The following is a 17,112-nucleotide window of genomic DNA, read 5'->3' as shown; positions in this document are numbered from 1 at the left end:
CGACAATGCAGTCCTTCCCCGCAGCTAAACAGGTTTCACCCCAACTAATAAAGCGAGTTCCCGCCACTTCCAATAACAGTCTACCTCACCAAAACCAATTTCTCTAAACCAGCGCAGTTGCGTTTCCATATCGAGCAATTTATTAGACGGATCGTCGGGTGAATCGCTAATACCCAGCGCCTCTCGAAATTTATCATGTAAAGCCGGAGTTGGCGACGCTACGTGTTCCAAGTTGCAAAAAATGCCTCCTGGTTCCAAAAGCTCGAAAATCTCGGTGTAAAGCGAACGTTTGCGATCGTCTGCTACATGATGAATCGCAAAACTAGAAACAACCGCATCAAACTTGCCCAAATCCGGTAGCGATTCATCAAAATTGTGCTCGATTACCGTGACATTCTGGTCATCAGCAAAGCGAATTCTGGCTTTTTCCAGCATTGTCGGCGAAAAGTCGATCGCCACACATTCAACATTTGGTCGATCGCACTTAAGCAGACCCAGCAACCGCCCGTCTCCCGTACCCACATCCAGAATTCGCTTAACAGTTTTCGGCACTTCCTCCAATAAAACCGCTTCACCTTCTGTGCGGTGAGGAATTCCATCAGCTTTAGCAAGATACCACAAAGCGTGTTCCGCCGAAGTCCAAAGATTGACTTGACTCATAATTTTTTAGTCTTCATAAATTTCGCCGTTTTTGTGCGTAAAAATCCAACCATTGTCGCTAGCTTTGGCAACTAAATCGTCATCGGGATAATTGGCTGAATCACCAGAAGTGCGATCGCCAATTTCCAGATAAACAACATCAGCATTCGAGCGGTTGACTAAATGATGCCCGTCAGCATCCCCCGCCGGAAAACCCGCTGCCATACCCGGTTTAAGCACTTGCTCTCCCGAATTTGCAATCAGAGTAACTTCCCCTTCCAGAACATAGATTAACTCATCTTGACGGGTATGCCAGTGCCGCAGAGCAGAACAACTTCCCGGTGCAAGTCTCACCAAATTTACCCCAAAATTCTGCAATCCGGCAGCATCGCCCAACCGTTTTTTAACTCTCCCCGCCACAGCAAATTGGAATTGCTGAGGGTACTTGGAACCCGTAATTTCCGGCACATTTTCAGGATCGATAATCATAAAACAGTCCTAAATAAAACAAGAACATCTTGCCCACATTACCTATCAATTTTAGAGGGTAAACGAAGTAGGCTAATCCCAATTTCCCACCCGCTGAAATTAAGAAAATAATTGTCGGAACAGTGACTCGATCAGTCTTAAAAGTTTACTGTTTATAGGTTGCTTAACTGAGAGATTACCCGCTGCGCTCGCTTGACCGCTATTTTGCTAATCTTGAACAGTTCGGGTACACTATTGTTATAATCTGCTTCGTTTCGCTCCCTTCTCAACTTTTCCAAGTTCCTGCCTATATTTTGACGAGCGGCCTCAGAACTCTGTTTGAACTGCTGCACAACATACTTGTGAGCATCTGCCGTTTTCGGAATAGAATGCCCTTCTGTTTCCTGCAAGTAATTTCTAGCACTGATAAAAGCTGCATAATATGCCCGACTAATAGCCGATCGCATTTTTGCTTCTTGATTTGCAGGAGGAGTCGGTTGACCGAGAAATTCTTTGGCTAGATTCAGGTACTGCGACCAGTCAAAAGTCATTATTAGCGCACGCCACAACTAAAAAATCTCCGCACCTCATACGGCAGAGTTAAATACCAATCCTCTGACAATTTTTCTTCTTTGTCAAGTGCCTCGTCTATGATTTCATCGGCATCACCATCAATAATAATATCCAGAAATAGCTGCGCGGAGTTAATAAATTCAGAGCCTGCCTCAACTTCAAGGCACAACTTTTTACCGGGGAAGTAATTGAAAATTTTGTCTGGTGCTTCCAGCAATACGGGCATCAAAAAATGATGTTTTTCCAGAAACTGTAATATTTCTGTTTTTCCCCGGAAGCTGTACAATTTTTCCAGAGATTCAATATCGGCACCAGCAACAGGCTTTAGCTCAGTTAAGCTTTCATGCAGCAGTATCTCAGCTAGGCTGTGGGCATCAAGTTGACGACGTTTCGCTTCTGCTAAAAGCCTTTCGCTGTCTTCAGGAGACAGTTGGATTGTCAGGGTTTGAGAATTGCTCGCGGTTTGCATATAAGTTGTATAATCTAACGTTTGTTTTTCCTGTTTCCATTCTGCCTTATTCTAAAGGTTTCAAAGTAGTAGGATTTTCCCGAATCGGTTTAATAAAACGGCTGTTACCCCGTACAAAACCATTGCCTTTTTGCGTGGAAACAGGCAGCAAACCCTTGCCTTGATTGTCAGAAATCATAATTTGATTAGCATTATTTTCCGTCACCGCTTGGAAGCGCTGTCCCCGCCGAAAAACAGTCACCACAGGCCACTGCGAAACCTTGTGTTTATTTCTTTCAAACAACTCAGCAGGCGCATTCAAACCATCTACATAAATTGAGCGAAATCTCTGAGCCATCCGGCAATTTAACCCTTTAGGATCGGAGTCAACAACCAACCAATTTACCTGCCTGTTGCCCCGCTGTCTCGCAGGCGGCACCGGATAATCACCTTGCTGATTAGCAACAGGTATTGCTGAAGCTAAATTAACCCCCATTCCTAAAATCCGAGCCGCTGCGAGAAAGACAATTCTAATTTCTGCTTTCATTGCTACCGACAATCCTTTAATTCGATCTCATCACAATTTTATAGTACCTGCCAGCTCCCCGTCACTCTGGCCTCCCACCTCCGACAGTTCCCCCATCCACTAAAGAGTGTGTTATAAATATTGAGATTCATTAAGAAATATTGCTCAAATGCTCCTTTCCCCCTCTGGCGCCAGCAAACTCAAAGAATCTTTCAAAGAAAAAGTATTCTTTGGGAATGAGCCAACCCCCGAACTCATAGCCATCTTACTGATTTACTTCGTCCAAGGCATTCTCGGACTAGCCCGCTTAGCAGTCAGCTTCTTTCTCAAAGACGAACTCGGCATGAGTCCCGCCGAAGTCTCAGCAATGCTGGGCGTAGTCGCCCTGCCTTGGATTATCAAACCCGTGTTCGGCTTCATGTCCGACGGCTTGCCGATATTCGGCTATCGCAGACGCCCTTACATCGTCCTCTCCGGGCTGCTGGGAATGTCAGCATGGGTGAGCCTTGCAACAATTGTACACACACCGCTAGCCGCTACAGGGGCGATCGCCCTGAGTTCCCTCTCCCTCGCCGTCAGCGACGTAATCGCCGACTCCCTGGTAGTCGAAAGGGCCAGAAAAGAATCCGTTACCGACGCCGGTTCCCTGCAATCCTTGTCTTGGGGTGCTTCAGCCCTCGGGGGACTAATTACCGCCTACCTCAGCGGTTCCCTGCTGCAACACTTCAGCACCCAGACTATCTTTTTAATCACCGCATCTTTCCCGCTAATTGTATCAGCAACAGCTTGGTTAATTGCGGAAGAAAAAACAAACAAAAGAACAGACTTTGAAACTGTCAAAAACCAACTAAAACAACTGCGGCAAGCTGTTACCCAAAAAACAATTTGGCTGCCCACCGCCTTTCTCTTCCTCTTGCAAGCCACCCCAAGCTCAGACTCCGCCTTCTTCTTTTTCACCACCAACGAATTAGGCTTTCAACCAGAATTCCTCGGCCGAGTGCGCCTCGTTACCAGCATTGCCGCCCTCGCCGGCGTCTGGCTGTTTCAGCGCTTCCTCAAAACAGTTCCATTTCGAGTAATTTTTGGCTGGTCAACGGTCATTGCGACTGCTTTGGGCATGACTACTTTATTATTAGTAACTCATGCCAACCGAGCTTTAGGAATTGACGATCGATGGTTCAGCATCGGAGACAGCCTGATCCTGACAGTAATCGGACAAATTGCTTATATGCCGGTGCTGGTACTCTCCGCCCGCTTGTGTCCCCCCGGCGTCGAAGCAACTTTATTTGCGCTGCTGATGTCAATCACAAATTTAGCAGGACTTTTGTCCCACGAAGGCGGTGCACTTTTAACCCACTTTTTAGGAATTACCGATCGCAATTTCGACAACCTCTGGCTGCTAGTCATCATCACAAACCTGTCCACACTTCTGCCCCTACCGTTCTTAAATTGGCTGCCCGCCGAGAGTACAGAAAGCGCCGATCCAAACTCTCAAAAGTCTCTCCCCGTATTAGAACCCGAACTGGGCAGTTCCAAAGCAGGCGGACAGCATTTCATGCCCGAATACTTTCCCGACTTAGTACCGACATCAATTCCCGAAACCCGCACCGCAGATAGCTAAAGAAGGATGTTCGGCAACGAAGCAGTGTAAGGGATGTAACGGATGAATTTAACTGTGTTTTCCAATTTTCCGACTCTCCCACTTTCACCCTCTCTGCGCCCTCTGCGTTCTCTGCGGTTAAACCAATAAAATCTTATTCTACCAATGCAAAAGTTAAAAAATTCCCAAGTTAAAACAGCCGCCAAAACCTTATCATACGATCGCACAGACTGGCAGCGCGGCTACGAATCCCAACCCAACGAATCCGACTACTGGATTGACGGCATAGAAGGCGAAATCCCCGCCGGCTTGCAAGGCACATTCTTTCGCAACGGGCCCGGATTATTGGATGTCAACGGCCAGCGCATCCACCACCCCTTTGACGGCGACGGGATGATTTGTGCGATCGCAATTTCCCAAGGCCGCGCCCATTTCCGCAACCGATTCGTCCGCACCGAAGGCTATCTCGCCGAACAAAAAGCCGGACAAATCCTGCACCGAGGCGTTTTCGGCACACAGAAAGCGGGCGGCTGGTTAGCCAACATCTTTGATGTCAAAATCAAAAACATTGCCAACACCAACATCATTTATTGGGGCGACAAACTGCTAGCACTATGGGAAGCAGCACAGCCCTACAGACTCGACCCCCGCACCCTAGAAACACTCGGCTTAGATACTCTAGACGGCATCTTGGAACCCGGTGAAGCCTTCGCCGCCCACCCCAGAATTGAAAAAGGGAAAAATGGCAAAGCAGACAGATTAGTAAACTTTTCCGTCAAGCCCGGTTTGTCGAGTACCATCACGATTTACGAACTCGACGAAAGCGGCAAACTTTTGCAGCGTCACGCCCATGCAATACCGGGTTTTGCCTTCCTTCACGACATGGTAATTACCCCGAATTACTGCATATTCTTCCAAAATCCCGTCAGCTTCAATCCGCTGCTTTTCTTGTTAGGATTGCGGAGTGCAGCGCAGTGCATTCAATTTTCGCCAAACAAGCCAACGCAAGCAATTTTAATTCCCCGCAACGGCACTGACGAGGTAAAGATATTAGAAACCGAACCTTGTTTTGTCTTCCACCACTGCAACGCCTGGGAAGAAGAAGGCGAAGTTTTTGTAGATTCAGTTTGCTACGACTCATTTCCAACTGTAGACGCGGATGCCGATTTTCGCGAGATTGATTTTGATAGCGTTCCAGCGGGAGAATTGTGGCGGTTTAAGTTAAATTTGCAAGAGAAAACCGTGCAGCATCAAGTAATTGAAACTCGGTGTTGCGAGTTTCCAACCTTGCATCCCAATAATGTCGGACAACCTTACCGATATCTTTACATCGGCGCTGCTGATTCTCCCACGGGGAATGCTCCTTTGCAAGCTATCCTCAAAATAGATTTCGTGACTGGTGAAAGGCAAATTTGGAGTGCGGCGCCGCGCGGTTTTGTCGGGGAACCGGTGTTTGTTACCCGTCCCGATGCTGTTGCTGAGGATGACGGCTGGCTGCTCGTTTTAATGTATGATGCAGCTAATCATCGATCGACCTTAGCGATTCTCGATGCTCGCGACATCACCAAAGGGCCCGTAGCGCGACTGCATTTAAAACAGCACATTCCCTACGGTTTGCACGGCAGTTTCACACCAAATGTACTGCTTCCTTAATCTTTTGAGGGGCGGGCCGAATGTCCACCCCACAAAACATAATTATTATTGTGGAACAGGCATCTTGCCTGTTCATAAAAATGGTGCAAAATATAAGTTAAAACTGACTCCTTACTCCTGGCTCCTGCTGTATCTAATATCCATAGTAAATGCAAACTGTCAACAAATTTAATCTCAAAAAAATACTTATTTTAATTTGCAGCCTCGCCGTAATTTTTGCAATTATCTTATCTATTTATTCTCACAATGCTAATGCCCAAGAGCCTTATAGACCGTCTCCCGATACCGCTCTAGCCCCCAAAGGCTTGGTTGAGGTCAAAATGACTGTAATTGGAGTCGATCCCATTAAAAATGAATTAGAATCCCGGTTGCAGTTTGAACTCAAAGGTATCTATAAAAAAGGGCCAACTTACCCAGCTCAAGATTTGTTAATGACAGTTAACGGCGCAAATGTAGAGAATTCGGAAATCAATTTTAAAGAAGGCAAACCGATGATTGTCCCTGCATTGAAGTTTAACTTAGTCAAGGGTAAAATTAACAACTATCCATTTGACAAGCACATTGCTAAAGTAGCTATTTCGATCGATCCGCTGGCTTCGATTGGCAAAAAATTTGCTCCGTTTGAACTCAATCCCGTGCCGCTGGAATTTAAGTTCCATGCCGATGTTCCCGGTTTTGACATCAGTTATCAACCGATGGAAGAGAATTCATCTATCTTTATTTATATCGATGTTGCTGCAACTCGCTCAATTCCGGTGAAATTCTTTGCTTTAGTGATTATTGTGATTATGTGGGTGCTGTCAATTATGGCGCTTTTGCTAGCATTAAAAGTGATGAAATCGGGCAAGTTGCCGGAAGTGGGAATGCTGAGTTGGACTGGTGTGATGCTGTTTGCTTTTCCCGCAATTCGCAACGCCCAACCGGGGGTACCACCTGTGGGAACTGCAAGCGATTTTCTTTCGTTTTTTTGGACGGAAATTATTGTTGTGGTGGCGTTGGTTATTATCGGTAGTTGTTGGTTGAAGCGGTATCATCCGCCAATTGAATGATTTGAGATTTGAGATTTGAAGAATTTAGCCCAGAGATAAATCAGGGGGCTTTTACCCTGCAATAGTCCGGACAGTTTTCAATCACTAACGGCAGAATGCGGGTTTCAGCCTTCTCAGTGAGGTCAAATGCTAACGGTAGAATGAGGGTTTCAGCCTCGGTCTCAAAAACTGTCCGGAGTATTGACCCTGGATACTTTCAAATAACAGTCAACAGTCAACATTCAACAATTAACTAAATTCAATTTTTGACTTCCAAATTCTCAATATCCTTTGCGGGTACGCCCAAACCTCGCAAAATAGTAAAAGCCATAATTCGATAGCCCGATGGATTCGGGTGAACTCCATCTGCCGCTAACAAATTCAGAGTTTTACCCGCGTGCTTTTGATACGTGCCGATAACTTCCCGAAAAGGTGCATTCAAATCGATAAACAAGCACTGATTCTGCAACGCAATTTCTCGCATCGCGACAATATACTCTTGCAACCTGCGATTTTCTGGGCAGTCGAGAATTTCGCCGATAGGAGTAGGAGAAAGCAGTACAACCCGAATTCCTACGGCTTTGGCCGCCAGCACCATTTGAGTTATTTTCTCCCGATATTGTGCCAGTGGCACTCCGGTGGGCAACTGGCCTTGCGGATAAAACCGCAGGTTTTGGAAGTCGAAGAAAGCGTGCCAAACGTCGTTGACTCCGACATTAATCATCACTAAATCTGGCTTTTGGTCGATCGCATCTTTCTGGAAGCGCGCTTGCATATCAGTCGCCTTGTTACCGGAGATTCCGGCGTTGACGATTTCAATTTTGCGATCGGGATAAAGGGCATTCAGATAGCGTTGCAGCAACCAAACGTAACCTCCGGGGTATTTCCCGGCCTCGGTGATGCTGTCGCCCACTGTCACAATTTTGCGTCGGCCCGCCAGCAGGTTTTGGATTTCTGGCGGTGGCGTTGCTTCGGATACGGATTCTTTAAACACGGGAATTAAGGAGTGAGGAATGTTGAAGGTGATAACAGCAGCAATTACGGCGATGGCAAGTCTGATTAACACTTGCCTCAGCCGGGGTTTGGGACGGGGGGATTCCCTACGGGATAGCTTCGCTTCACGCGCATTTGGAGACATTCTGCGGTTTTTTACTAAAAGTCTAACTATTTATGTCTGCAATAATATTATCCATTTTTGGTTTTTTTGTCAGTTATTTCAATAACTCAGTCCTCGGCTAACAAAAACCTTGTTTGGACACCAAACCCGAAGTTATAAGCCTTAAGGCTGAAACCTGGTTATTGACCCTGGCTGCGTAAGTTGTACACGTAAAATTACTGAGATTTGTGCCAATATCATCTCTATGTGTAATTGTCATCACAAAAAAGTTCGCCCAATGTCACACGATTTCTGCTACTTACAGCACAACTTTAGCAGGAAATCGCCGTTTATAATATTATTGATTAGTTCAGGAAACAAGTTTTCATGCGAGGTTAAAGCAATGGTAGCAAATTCAAATTTTTTATATCCTCAAAATCGCTATTACGGTGAAATAAAGCCAGAGAATTTGGTATTTAATGCGAATTTACAAGAGTTTTCTCAGCGGGTGGGTTACATCAGTTCCTTGACATCTAACGGTAAAATCTCTGTGGAACAGGCATTTACTCAGATCCAAACACTGTGGGAACAGGTGGAAAAGTCGAAAAAGCAGTTGGGAATTGGCGAAAATCCATTTTCAGCTTGAATAATTAGCGGTTGGCTGGGAAGTTGGTTTACTGAGATATTGCACCATTGTCAATAATCCTTTTTTGAACAGGCAAGATGCCTGTTCCACAAAGAGTAGATTTTCTTGTGGAACAGGCATCTTGCCTGTTCAGCGAGAATAGTGCAAGATGTGAGTTTACGCACCATTGATGCCGATCGATTAATCGAGAGCTTAATATGAAAAAGTAGCTAGTGGCGATCGACCTTTTTGCCTATGAGTTCCGACCTAGTTCCTCTCCTTCCCAAAGTATCCGTCGGCCGCCGCGCCGCGGCCCTCTGCATCGACGGAATCGCAGTTTGGCTGCCCAGTTTGCTTCTGGGCAATAATGCGATCGTCCAAACCATATTTTTTGTCCTGCTGTGGCTGATAATGCGCGTAGCCATCGTCAGGAAAAATCAAGGTCAAAGTCTCGGGCGCTGGGCCTTGGACATGAAAATTGCCGATACCAGATTCCAACGGATTCCCGGAGTGCAAGAACTGTGCAAGCGCGAGGCCTTGCTGGGCTTTTGCGCCGCCTTAGCCTTCGCAGGTATAGGTGGGCTCACATCTACCAACGCCGCCGTCTTGCTGCTGATGCTGCCCCTGGCGATCGACTGTAGCGTTGCCCTCACCTCCGCCGAAAGGTTTCCCCAAGCTTTCCACGATCGCATCGGCAGGACGATCGTCGTCGGAACCCGCCGCGGCTACTCCCTCGACATCAAAGTTAGAAGATTGCTTGACCAAGTGCAGAGCAATGTGAGAAGATAATAAATTGTGTTTAAATTAGTCGAAATTTATTTAGAATTATGGCTAAAGGCGTCCGCATCATAATTACTCTAGAGTGTACTGAGTGCCGAACAAACGCGAGCAAACGCTCCAAAGGCGTGTCTCGGTACACCACCACCAAGAACCGTCGCAACACGACGGCGCGGCTGGAACTCAAAAAGTTCTGCCCCCATTGCAACAGGCACACTGCCCACAAAGAGATCAAGTAGTCAGTGGTCAGTAGTCAGTAGTCAGTTGTCAGTTGTTATTTCAACAGTCAACAGTCAACAGTCAACAGTCAACAGTCAACAGTCAACAAACAAAGAACCATGACTTACTTTCGCCGGCGCGTTTCGCCAATCAAACCAGGAGACCCGATCGACTACAAAGATGTCGATTTGCTCAAAAAATACGTCACAGAACGCGGTAAAATTTTGCCCCGCCGGATTACCGGTTTGACGGCAAAACAGCAGCGAGACCTGACCAGAAGCATCAAAAGAGCAAGAATTGTAGCTTTGATGCCCTTCGTAAACCAAGAAGGTTAACTGGATTTTGGATTTTAGATTTTAGATTTTAGATTTTGGACTGGAATAGGACTTACGCGAAAACAACGTCTTTTTATCGCAAGCGAGGGTGGCTAATAGAGCGCAATATTTGGTATTTAGTCGCTGCTGCGTAAGTCTTAATCAAAATATCAAGAGTTAGAAATTAAAGTACAAAAAGCGCAACTTTTTAGATGTTAGTTTTAACAATTGATGTAAAAAATGTAAAAATCCAAAATCTAAAATTTCCCCATCGAAACCAGAAAAATAGCAAGTGTAAAAATCCAAAATCTCAAATATACAACTGGCAAGTGGAGAAGGGAACGTTAGTAGAATTTAGAGTGCACGGCGACCGCCGTCTGGCAGTTGCCGATCGCCCCGACGGCAAGAAAAACTGGGTCGTGGTAGACGAAAACGGTCAACCGCACAGCATACCGCCCAAACAAATCACCTACGAAGTAGTCGGAGAAACTTACAAAGCCTCCGACATTCCCAAATTTCTCAAAGAAGTAGAAGCATACTCAGATCCGTCGAGTTTGGAAGTCGCTTGGGAACTTTTAGTCGGCGACGGAGAAACAGCAGATCCGGAATCCCTGGCAATGCTGCTATTTTCCGATCGCAGTGCGGCCCAGTGTTACGCGGCTTACTGTTTGCTATCAACAGACAAACTGTATTTCAAACAAAAGGGCGATCGCTACGAACCGCGATCGGCAGCCCAAGTAGCCGAAATCAAACACCAGCAAGAAGTAGAACAGCAGCGACACCAAGAATCGCAAGGATTTTGGGATCGAGTCAAACAGCGGCTGGCAGGAAAAAATGTAGATTGGGAACACAGCGATCGAACTCGCCTCGACGCCCTAGAACGCTTTGCCCTCCTGGGAGAAGAAGCAACGCACCGCACCCCGGCCTTAGAAACTTTAGCCAGCTTACAACGATCCGAAAACCCCGAAGCAGCATTTGGCCTCCTAGTCGAGCTCGGTCTCTGGAGTACCCACGAAAACCTGTTTTTGCGGCGCAGCCAAATTCCCCTACAATTCTCCGCAAAGGTATTAGAAGTGGCCCAACGCTGCCTAGAAAATCCCCCAACCGACTCCGACACAAATCGTCTCGATTTAACTCACCTCAAGGTTTACACGATCGACGACGAAAGCACCACCGAAATCGACGACGGACTCAGCTTAGAATTCCTCGAAAACGGCCAGCAGCGCCTGTGGATACACATAGCAGATCCCACCCGCTTGCTTTCCCCCGGAGACGAACTCGACCTCGAAGCCAGAAAGCGCACCACTACGGTTTACCTGCCCACGGGAATGATTTCCATGTTTCCCCCAGCTTTGGCAACCGGGCCGATGAGTTTAATTCAAGGCAAAGAGTGCAGCGCCCTCAGCTTCAGCGTCACCTTAGACGAAACCGGCGCGGCTCAAGATTACAGCATCCACATCAGCACAATAAAACCCACCTACCGCTTAACCTACGATGACGTAGACGAAATGCTGGAGTTGGGAATCGAAGCAGAACCGGAAATAGGCGCGATCGCCTCTGCTGCAAAACTGCGGCAAAAATGGCGGGAAGCCCAAGGCGCAATCAGCATTTTCATGCCCGAATCCGTCATCAAAGTCAAGGGCGACGACATCAAAATCCACGTCATCGATGACTCCACAGCCCGACTGCTAGTAGCCGAAATGATGATTTTAGCAGGGGAACTAGCCGCCCGCTACGGTCAAGCTCACAGCCTGCCCATACCCTACCGCTATCAGCCCCAGCCCGAACTCCCCCCAGAGGAAGAACTGCTGGCCGTGCCCGCAGGTCCCGCCCGCGCTTGCGCCGTGCGCCGCTGTATGCCCCGCAGCGAAATGGGTCTGACTCCCGGACGCCACGCCGGTTTAGGTTTGGAATTGTACACTCAAGTTACTTCCCCGATCCGCCGCTATACCGACTTGCTGACTCACTTCCAAATCAAAGCCCACCTGCGGGGCGAACCTCTGCCTTTTGCGGCCCAAGAAATACAGGATATTGTGATGTGTCTCGGCACCGCAGTTAAAGAAGCATCCACCGTCGAACGCCAAACTAACCGCTATTGGGGATTGGAATATTTGCGGCGCAACCCCGATGAAGTTTGGGAAGCTTTAATGCTGCGCTGGCTGAGGGAAGATAGCAATCTCGGATTGATTTTATTGGAAGATTTGGGTTTAGAATTGGCAATGCGATTTGGTCGATCGGTCGCAATAGGCGATCGGCTAGAAGTCAAAGTCACCCACTGCGATCCGCGATCGGACGTGATTAACTTCCAGGAAATGATATTTGAAGCCGCACAATAGGATTTTAGATTTTAGATTTTAGATTGTGGATTGCCAAAATCTTAGTGACAGGAGTTATGCGCTGGTGGGTAGAAACGAATAAGCTGTACTGCATTTAAATTACACATTCGGGACGCTGCTCAAAGCATCGTCCCACAAGAATTTGATTAATTCTTGAGACATAATTTAAATGTTGCAACAGCTTATGCTTGGATTAGGAATCTCAGGAATTTAGGGAGTCCACGCTTCAACCCGCGCAGGCGGGTTTTGTTTCTGTAGGGGCGGTTTCAACCGCCGTCTTAACTAAAATCTAAAATCTAAAATCACAAAATGCCCAATTCAATTAGCCAAGTTCAGCCGCCGCTGGAATTCATCCCCCCAGCCTACAACCCGCTAGTCATGCTTGGCTGTCAGCAAATACTCCCTGGGTGGCTGCGATTTAAGACGAGTATCAGCCACATTCAAGCCGAAAACGTCGAAACCCTCGCCGAACTATTCCACCAATTTCAAAATCAGAAAATTCGCTTCTTACTAGCCTTCCGCCACCCCAACTCAGACGATCCCTACTGTTTGGGACAATTGGTTTGGAAACTGGTTCCGCAAGCTGCGCGGCAAAAAGGCATTCCCCTGCAATTCCCCGTACATTCGCACTTTATTTACGATCGCGGCATTCCCCTGTGGGCTGGTGCAGGCGTAGGCTGGCTGTATTCGAGCCTCGGCGGCACTCCGATCGTTCGCGGTAAAATTGATCGCGCCGGATTGCGATCGGCCCGCGATTTATTTGCCAACAGCCAATTCCCGATCGCCGCCGCCCCAGAAGGCGGCACCAACGGTCACAATGAAATAGTTAGCCCCCTCGAACCGGGTATTGCTCAAATGGGCTTCTGGTGCGTTGAAGATTTGCACAAAGCAGAAAGAACTGAAAAAGTGTTAATTGTGCCGATCGGCATTCAATACCGCTATGTCGATCCACCTTGGCAACCCCTAGAAAAACTTTTAACTCAATTAGAAATAGATTGCGGATTGCCACCATTAGATAGTAGCCATAAAGCCAACTTATCCACGGAAATTACAGATTTACAAGACAAAAATCACAATTTTCAATATCGGCGACTAATTCGATTGGGCAGCCATTTACTAGAAGTAATGGAACAGTTTTACACCCGTTTTTATCATCAAAGTTTCCATCCCAAAACATCGGACTCCACAGAAGTAGAAATAGCCAAAGCAACGGCAGGAGATGCGGAAAATGAAAAATTTATAACTGCTCGGTTGCAAGCACTTTTAGACGTGGCGTTACAAGTAGCAGAAGAGTATTTCAACTTAAAGCCCAAAGGCAGTTTAATAGACCGCTGCCGCCGTCTGGAACAAGCAGGCTGGGACTATATTTATCGAGAAGATATCAAAGATATTGCAGCACTTTGTCCCTTAGAAAGAGGATTAGCCGATCGCCTCGCTGAAGAAGCAAGTCTTCGGATGTGGCACATGAGACTTGTAGAAAGTTTCGTCTCCGTCACGGGCAGGTACGTCCAAGAAAAGCTGACAGCAGAACGTTTGGCAGAAACAACTTTACTGCTGTGGGACGTACTGACTCGCATCAAAGGGGGAAATCCTTTCGGCAGACCGAAGTTGGGCAAACAGCGGGTACAGATGACCGTGGGCGAACCCATATCAGTGAGCGATCGCTGGGAGGGATATCAAACCAGTCGCAGGTTAGCAGTTGCCGAACTCACTCAAGACTTGCAATCAGCTTTAGAAGCAATGATTAAATCTTAATTAGTCAGATAAGCAAGAGGTTCAAGGGAAGAAGGAAGAGGATCGAGGGAAGAAAGAATATATATTTTTATTCCATACGTTTTTCTGTGGTGAATTGTAAACAGATTGTTATAGACTTTTGGAATAGCTCTAATGAACCGCCAAGTCTAGCTCGACAATGAACCAATAAAAATTACCGATGACTAACAAACCTATCGATTTGTCTACTAACTCAATTAAGGTAAAACTGCTAAATTATTTAGCGCAGGAATTGCTCACCCCGCTCACTTCTGTCATCGGCATGGCAAGCGTGTTGAGCCAAGAAATTTACGGCCCCTTAACGAGCAAGCAAAAAGAATATATCGACGTAATCCAAGACAGCAGCCGGTCTTTGCGATCGCTAGTTGAAGAAATTTTGGAACTGGCAGAACTAGATGATTCCGCTTTCACCTTGAAGCGAACCGCAATCGATATAGAAACTTTGTGCCAGCAGGTTGTGACAATCCTGTCGCCGGCGGCAAGTAGACGAGAGCAAGAAATTAATTTGTCGATGGGGCCCGGGCCGCGCATCTGGTTGGCCGATAAGGATAAAGTTCAGCAAATGCTGCACCACTTAATTTTTAGCATTATTCAATCTACTGGGGCAGGCAGTGTGATTCGAGTCCACGTTTCTCGGAAAGAAGACGGTATCAACATCGGAGTTTGGGTTTTTCATCCTTGGTTGGGAGAAAGTTTGCCCCATGCTAAACTCTACTCCGACTACTTGTTGAAGGTCGGAGCGGGTAGCGATTCGCGATCGAACTCCGAAACCGACTCCCTCGAAGTCGAACCGCAACTCCCGACACAGACACAGGGTTCCCAGCGATTAACGCTGGCGTTTTCTGAGTTGGCAGCTTTGGTAGCCCAAAATGCCGCAGATACCGCACCGGTGTTAGCTGGTTACGGAGCCAGGGAACGCTTGGGGCTGCTGCTTTGCTGCCAGTTGGTGGAAATTCAAGGCGGCCAACTCTCGATTCAAGGCACCCCGGAATCTGGATATCGCTACGTGCTCTGGCTTCCTTGCACCAATGCTACGGAGTTGTTGGAAGGATGAAGAAGGGAGAGGGGGAGAGGGGGAGAGGGGGAGAGGGGGAGAGGGGGAGAATTGCCCAATTACCGATTACCAATTACCAATTACCAATTCCCAATTACCGATTACCAATTCCCAATTACCTTTTTCCCAATGCCCAATTCCCAATGCCCAATTCCCAATGCCCGATGCCCAATGCCCGATTACTAAGTACAAATCTAAAATTGAAATGAATTCAGTTTGGCAACAGTTAACTCTGGCAAATTTGCCGCTCTCTCAGTGGCAAAGTGGCAGTTATTTATTGAATTTGGCGATCGGCAATGCGCGCAGTTGGCGGCAGAGTAGCTGGCTGATGCAGTGGGCAGAACCCTTGGGTTTTGTTTTGCTGGCCTTGACGTTCGGTTTGGGGCCGTTTGTGAACAATGCCTTGCTGGGGGTGTTGATGGCGGCTGGTGCTGCATTTTGGGTGCTGCTGACTGTTTCGGACGATCGCGCGATCGCCCTAACACCCATTCACTTGCTGGTACTGCTGTACTGGGGGATCGCCACCGTCGCCACCGCGATGTCGCCGGTGAAAGCCGCCGCTTTTACGGGTTGGAGCAAGCTAACGCTGTATTTGCTATTTTTTGCTCTGATGGCGCGGATCTTGCGATCGCCCCGTTGGCGCTCCGGGTTAATTGCCGTATATTTGAACGTCGCTCTAGTTGTCAGTTTCTACGGCGTGCGGCAGTGGATTGATAAAGTGCCACCATTAGCTACTTGGAACGATCCGACTTCAACTCAAGCCGATTTCACGCGAGTTTACAGCTTTTTGGGCAATCCAAATTTGCTCGGTTCCTATTTGCTGCCGGCAATTGCATTGAGCGCCGCCGCGCTTTTCGTGTGGAAAGGATGGGGAACAAAACTTTTAGCGCTGACGATGCTGGTGGTGAATTTAGCCTGTTTGCGCTACACCGACAGCCGGGGTGCTTGGATCGGTTTTGTGGCTCTGCTTGTGATGTTTTTAGTGCTGCTTTGGTACTGGTACAGCCCTTTGATGCCTCGGTTCTGGCGAACTTGGGCGCTGCCGTTAGGATTGGGAGGTTTGGCTGGAGTGTTAATTTTGGGAGTGGCTTTGGTGGAGCCGCTGCGCGATCGAGTTTCGAGTATGTTTATCGGCCGCGGCGACAGCAGCAACAATTTTCGGATTAATGTTTGGACGGCGGTGATTGACATGATTCGCGATCGGCCAATTCTCGGAATTGGCCCGGGAAACACTGCATTTAATAAAGTTTATCCGCTTTATATGAAGCCGAAATTCACTGCTTTGAGCGCTTATTCCGTGCTGCTGGAAATTGCGGTGGAAACCGGTTTTATCGGTTTAATGTGTTTTTTGTGGCTGATGACTGTTACCGTCAATCAAGGTTTGTTGCAGATAAAAAGATTGCGCGACGTGCAATTTAACAGCTCTAACTCGCAGGAAGAATCCCCAAATCTTAAATCGCATCAGGCGTTTTGGTTGATTGGGGCGATCGCAACTTTAGCCGGCATGATGGCCCACGGTTTTTTCGATACCGTTTGGTACCGGCCGGAAGTTAATATGCTTTGGTGGTTGATGGTGGCGATTATTGCTAGTTTTTATAGCAACTCGCAGCGTACCGACAATATTCAGCTTTGATTGAGGGCGAGGAGATAGAAGTGCTGGCGGGGTTTTCTCCTCGCCCGGTGCGGATGCGAGCAAGAGGGATGCTGTCAATGGCGAAGCGAGACTAATTCCTGCCAAGAGAAAACGAGTCCTTGAGGAGACTTTTATCCTAGAGCAGACTCAACAAAAAAGTCTAGGTCATGTCAGATACTACGCTAAAATATAGAGTCTTTAAGGCCGTAGAGGAAAAGCCACTAGAGGTTACTTTTGAGGAAGTTATGGAGAGGGTTGACTTCCTTTACAAAGTTGACCGAAAAACGAGACACAAGCCCCTGGCTTCAGACACGGGGAAAAGTCGGCAGCGGTTTCAACCGCCTTCATTT

The 17,112-nt window shown here is 47.4% G+C and carries 19 protein-coding genes; 12 read left to right on the top strand and 7 right to left on the bottom strand.

Features of this window, described 5'->3' with window-relative positions:
* Positions 1-24 precede the first annotated feature (24 nt).
* From QUB70_RS20955 to QUB70_RS20935, 5 genes are all read right to left on the bottom strand, one after another.
* On the bottom strand, positions 25-660 hold the full coding sequence (locus QUB70_RS20955; RefSeq protein WP_332983190.1) for a class I SAM-dependent methyltransferase: 636 nt from the start codon (positions 658-660) through the stop codon (positions 25-27).
* A 6-nt stretch (positions 661-666) separates the two neighbouring features.
* Positions 667-1,128 carry a cupin domain-containing protein gene (locus QUB70_RS20950; protein WP_332983188.1) on the bottom strand — a complete coding sequence of 154 codons (462 nt, stop codon included), beginning with the start codon at positions 1,126-1,128 and terminating at the stop codon, positions 667-669.
* Positions 1,129-1,280: 152 nt separating this feature from the next.
* Positions 1,281-1,658, bottom strand: a complete 378-nt coding sequence (locus tag QUB70_RS20945) for a HEPN domain-containing protein (protein WP_332983187.1) — start codon at positions 1,656-1,658, stop codon at positions 1,281-1,283.
* 2 nt (positions 1,659-1,660) lie between these two features.
* Positions 1,661-2,149 (bottom strand): hypothetical protein, encoded by a 489-nt coding sequence (locus QUB70_RS20940; RefSeq protein ID WP_332983186.1) that lies wholly within the window; start codon positions 2,147-2,149, stop codon positions 1,661-1,663.
* A gap of 46 nt (positions 2,150-2,195) precedes the next feature.
* Positions 2,196-2,675: a hypothetical protein gene (locus QUB70_RS20935; protein WP_332983184.1), complete on the bottom strand. Its 480-nt coding sequence runs from the start codon at positions 2,673-2,675 to the stop codon at positions 2,196-2,198.
* Between the two features lie 148 nt (positions 2,676-2,823).
* On the opposite strand from QUB70_RS20935, the gene QUB70_RS20930 reads away from it, so the two are divergent.
* From QUB70_RS20930 to QUB70_RS20920, 3 genes are all read left to right on the top strand, one after another.
* Entirely contained in the window at positions 2,824-4,275 is a 1,452-nt protein-coding gene (locus tag QUB70_RS20930) for a folate/biopterin family MFS transporter (RefSeq protein WP_332983183.1), read from the top strand.
* A 144-nt stretch (positions 4,276-4,419) separates the two neighbouring features.
* A complete protein-coding gene (locus QUB70_RS20925; protein ID WP_332983181.1) occupies positions 4,420-5,907 on the top strand; it encodes a carotenoid oxygenase family protein in 1,488 nt (495 codons plus the stop codon).
* A gap of 149 nt (positions 5,908-6,056) precedes the next feature.
* Positions 6,057-6,956 carry a DUF4436 family protein gene (locus tag QUB70_RS20920; protein ID WP_332983180.1) on the top strand — a complete coding sequence of 300 codons (900 nt, stop codon included), beginning with the start codon at positions 6,057-6,059 and terminating at the stop codon, positions 6,954-6,956.
* 238 nt (positions 6,957-7,194) lie between these two features.
* On the opposite strand, the gene QUB70_RS20915 is transcribed toward QUB70_RS20920, so the two are convergent.
* Positions 7,195-8,073, bottom strand: coding sequence for an SGNH/GDSL hydrolase family protein (locus QUB70_RS20915; protein ID WP_332983179.1), 879 nt, complete (start codon positions 8,071-8,073; stop codon positions 7,195-7,197).
* 361 nt (positions 8,074-8,434) lie between these two features.
* Between QUB70_RS20915 and QUB70_RS20910 the strand changes: the two genes are divergently transcribed.
* The 7 genes from QUB70_RS20910 (at position 8,435) to QUB70_RS20880 (ending at position 15,129) form a co-directional block, all read left to right on the top strand.
* Positions 8,435-8,677 carry a DUF7219 family protein gene (locus QUB70_RS20910; protein ID WP_332983178.1) on the top strand — a complete coding sequence of 81 codons (243 nt, stop codon included), beginning with the start codon at positions 8,435-8,437 and terminating at the stop codon, positions 8,675-8,677.
* A 234-nt stretch (positions 8,678-8,911) separates the two neighbouring features.
* Complete coding sequence (locus QUB70_RS20905) at positions 8,912-9,445, top strand: RDD family protein (RefSeq protein ID WP_332983176.1); 534 nt, start codon at positions 8,912-8,914, stop codon at positions 9,443-9,445.
* Between the two features lie 38 nt (positions 9,446-9,483).
* Positions 9,484-9,672 carry a 50S ribosomal protein L33 gene (rpmG, locus tag QUB70_RS20900; protein ID WP_332959770.1) on the top strand — a complete coding sequence of 63 codons (189 nt, stop codon included), beginning with the start codon at positions 9,484-9,486 and terminating at the stop codon, positions 9,670-9,672.
* A 99-nt stretch (positions 9,673-9,771) separates the two neighbouring features.
* A complete protein-coding gene (gene rpsR / locus QUB70_RS20895; RefSeq protein ID WP_006631377.1) occupies positions 9,772-9,987 on the top strand; it encodes a 30S ribosomal protein S18 in 216 nt (71 codons plus the stop codon).
* 308 nt (positions 9,988-10,295) lie between these two features.
* The gene (locus QUB70_RS20890; protein WP_332983209.1) at positions 10,296-12,302 is read left to right on the top strand and encodes a ribonuclease catalytic domain-containing protein; all 2,007 of its coding nucleotides are present in this window, start codon (positions 10,296-10,298) and stop codon (positions 12,300-12,302) included.
* 309 nt (positions 12,303-12,611) lie between these two features.
* Positions 12,612-14,057: a 1-acyl-sn-glycerol-3-phosphate acyltransferase gene (locus QUB70_RS20885; RefSeq protein WP_332983175.1), complete on the top strand. Its 1,446-nt coding sequence runs from the start codon at positions 12,612-12,614 to the stop codon at positions 14,055-14,057.
* Positions 14,058-14,235: 178 nt separating this feature from the next.
* Entirely contained in the window at positions 14,236-15,129 is an 894-nt protein-coding gene (locus tag QUB70_RS20880; protein WP_332983174.1) for a sensor histidine kinase, read from the top strand.
* Between the two features lie 66 nt (positions 15,130-15,195).
* Here QUB70_RS20880 and QUB70_RS20875 read toward each other — a convergent pair whose 3' ends face one another.
* A complete protein-coding gene (locus QUB70_RS20875; protein WP_332983173.1) occupies positions 15,196-15,321 on the bottom strand; it encodes a hypothetical protein in 126 nt (41 codons plus the stop codon).
* Positions 15,322-15,334: 13 nt separating this feature from the next.
* Between QUB70_RS20875 and QUB70_RS20870 the strand changes: the two genes are divergently transcribed.
* Together QUB70_RS20870 and QUB70_RS20865 are read left to right on the top strand one after the other, a co-directional pair.
* Positions 15,335-16,762, top strand: a complete 1,428-nt coding sequence (locus QUB70_RS20870; RefSeq protein WP_332983172.1) for an IctB family putative bicarbonate transporter — start codon at positions 15,335-15,337, stop codon at positions 16,760-16,762.
* A gap of 167 nt (positions 16,763-16,929) precedes the next feature.
* Positions 16,930-17,112, top strand: a 183-nt coding sequence (locus QUB70_RS20865) for a hypothetical protein (RefSeq protein WP_332983171.1), incomplete at its 3' end; no start/stop codon positions are given.

Origin of the sequence: Microcoleus sp. A003_D6 (assembly GCF_036702825.1) — a bacterium.
Classification (GTDB): domain Bacteria; phylum Cyanobacteriota; class Cyanobacteriia; order Cyanobacteriales; family Microcoleaceae; genus Microcoleus.
This window is presented reverse-complemented; position numbering and strand designations above follow the sequence as displayed.

What these genes read in the sequence shown, in the direction of transcription:
- QUB70_RS20935 (WP_332983184.1), bottom strand. Translation starts at nt 2,675, where the DNA reads ATGAAAGCAGAAATTAGAATTGTCTTTCTCGCAGCGGCTCGGATTTTA.
- QUB70_RS20920 (WP_332983180.1), top strand. Translation starts at nt 6,057, where the DNA reads ATGCAAACTGTCAACAAATTTAATCTCAAAAAAATACTTATTTTAATT.
- QUB70_RS20910 (WP_332983178.1), top strand. Translation starts at nt 8,435, where the DNA reads ATGGTAGCAAATTCAAATTTTTTATATCCTCAAAATCGCTATTACGGT.
- rpsR (WP_006631377.1), top strand. Translation starts at nt 9,772, where the DNA reads ATGACTTACTTTCGCCGGCGCGTTTCGCCAATCAAACCAGGAGACCCG.
- QUB70_RS20955 (WP_332983190.1), bottom strand. Translation starts at nt 660, where the DNA reads ATGAGTCAAGTCAATCTTTGGACTTCGGCGGAACACGCTTTGTGGTAT.
- QUB70_RS20940 (WP_332983186.1), bottom strand. Translation starts at nt 2,149, where the DNA reads ATGCAAACCGCGAGCAATTCTCAAACCCTGACAATCCAACTGTCTCCT.
- QUB70_RS20915 (WP_332983179.1), bottom strand. Translation starts at nt 8,073, where the DNA reads ATGTCTCCAAATGCGCGTGAAGCGAAGCTATCCCGTAGGGAATCCCCC.
- rpmG (WP_332959770.1), top strand. Translation starts at nt 9,484, where the DNA reads ATGGCTAAAGGCGTCCGCATCATAATTACTCTAGAGTGTACTGAGTGC.
- QUB70_RS20905 (WP_332983176.1), top strand. Translation starts at nt 8,912, where the DNA reads ATGAGTTCCGACCTAGTTCCTCTCCTTCCCAAAGTATCCGTCGGCCGC.
- QUB70_RS20950 (WP_332983188.1), bottom strand. Translation starts at nt 1,128, where the DNA reads ATGATTATCGATCCTGAAAATGTGCCGGAAATTACGGGTTCCAAGTAC.
- QUB70_RS20885 (WP_332983175.1), top strand. Translation starts at nt 12,612, where the DNA reads ATGCCCAATTCAATTAGCCAAGTTCAGCCGCCGCTGGAATTCATCCCC.
- QUB70_RS20925 (WP_332983181.1), top strand. Translation starts at nt 4,420, where the DNA reads ATGCAAAAGTTAAAAAATTCCCAAGTTAAAACAGCCGCCAAAACCTTA.
- QUB70_RS20930 (WP_332983183.1), top strand. Translation starts at nt 2,824, where the DNA reads ATGCTCCTTTCCCCCTCTGGCGCCAGCAAACTCAAAGAATCTTTCAAA.
- QUB70_RS20880 (WP_332983174.1), top strand. Translation starts at nt 14,236, where the DNA reads ATGACTAACAAACCTATCGATTTGTCTACTAACTCAATTAAGGTAAAA.
- QUB70_RS20870 (WP_332983172.1), top strand. Translation starts at nt 15,335, where the DNA reads ATGAATTCAGTTTGGCAACAGTTAACTCTGGCAAATTTGCCGCTCTCT.
- QUB70_RS20945 (WP_332983187.1), bottom strand. Translation starts at nt 1,658, where the DNA reads ATGACTTTTGACTGGTCGCAGTACCTGAATCTAGCCAAAGAATTTCTC.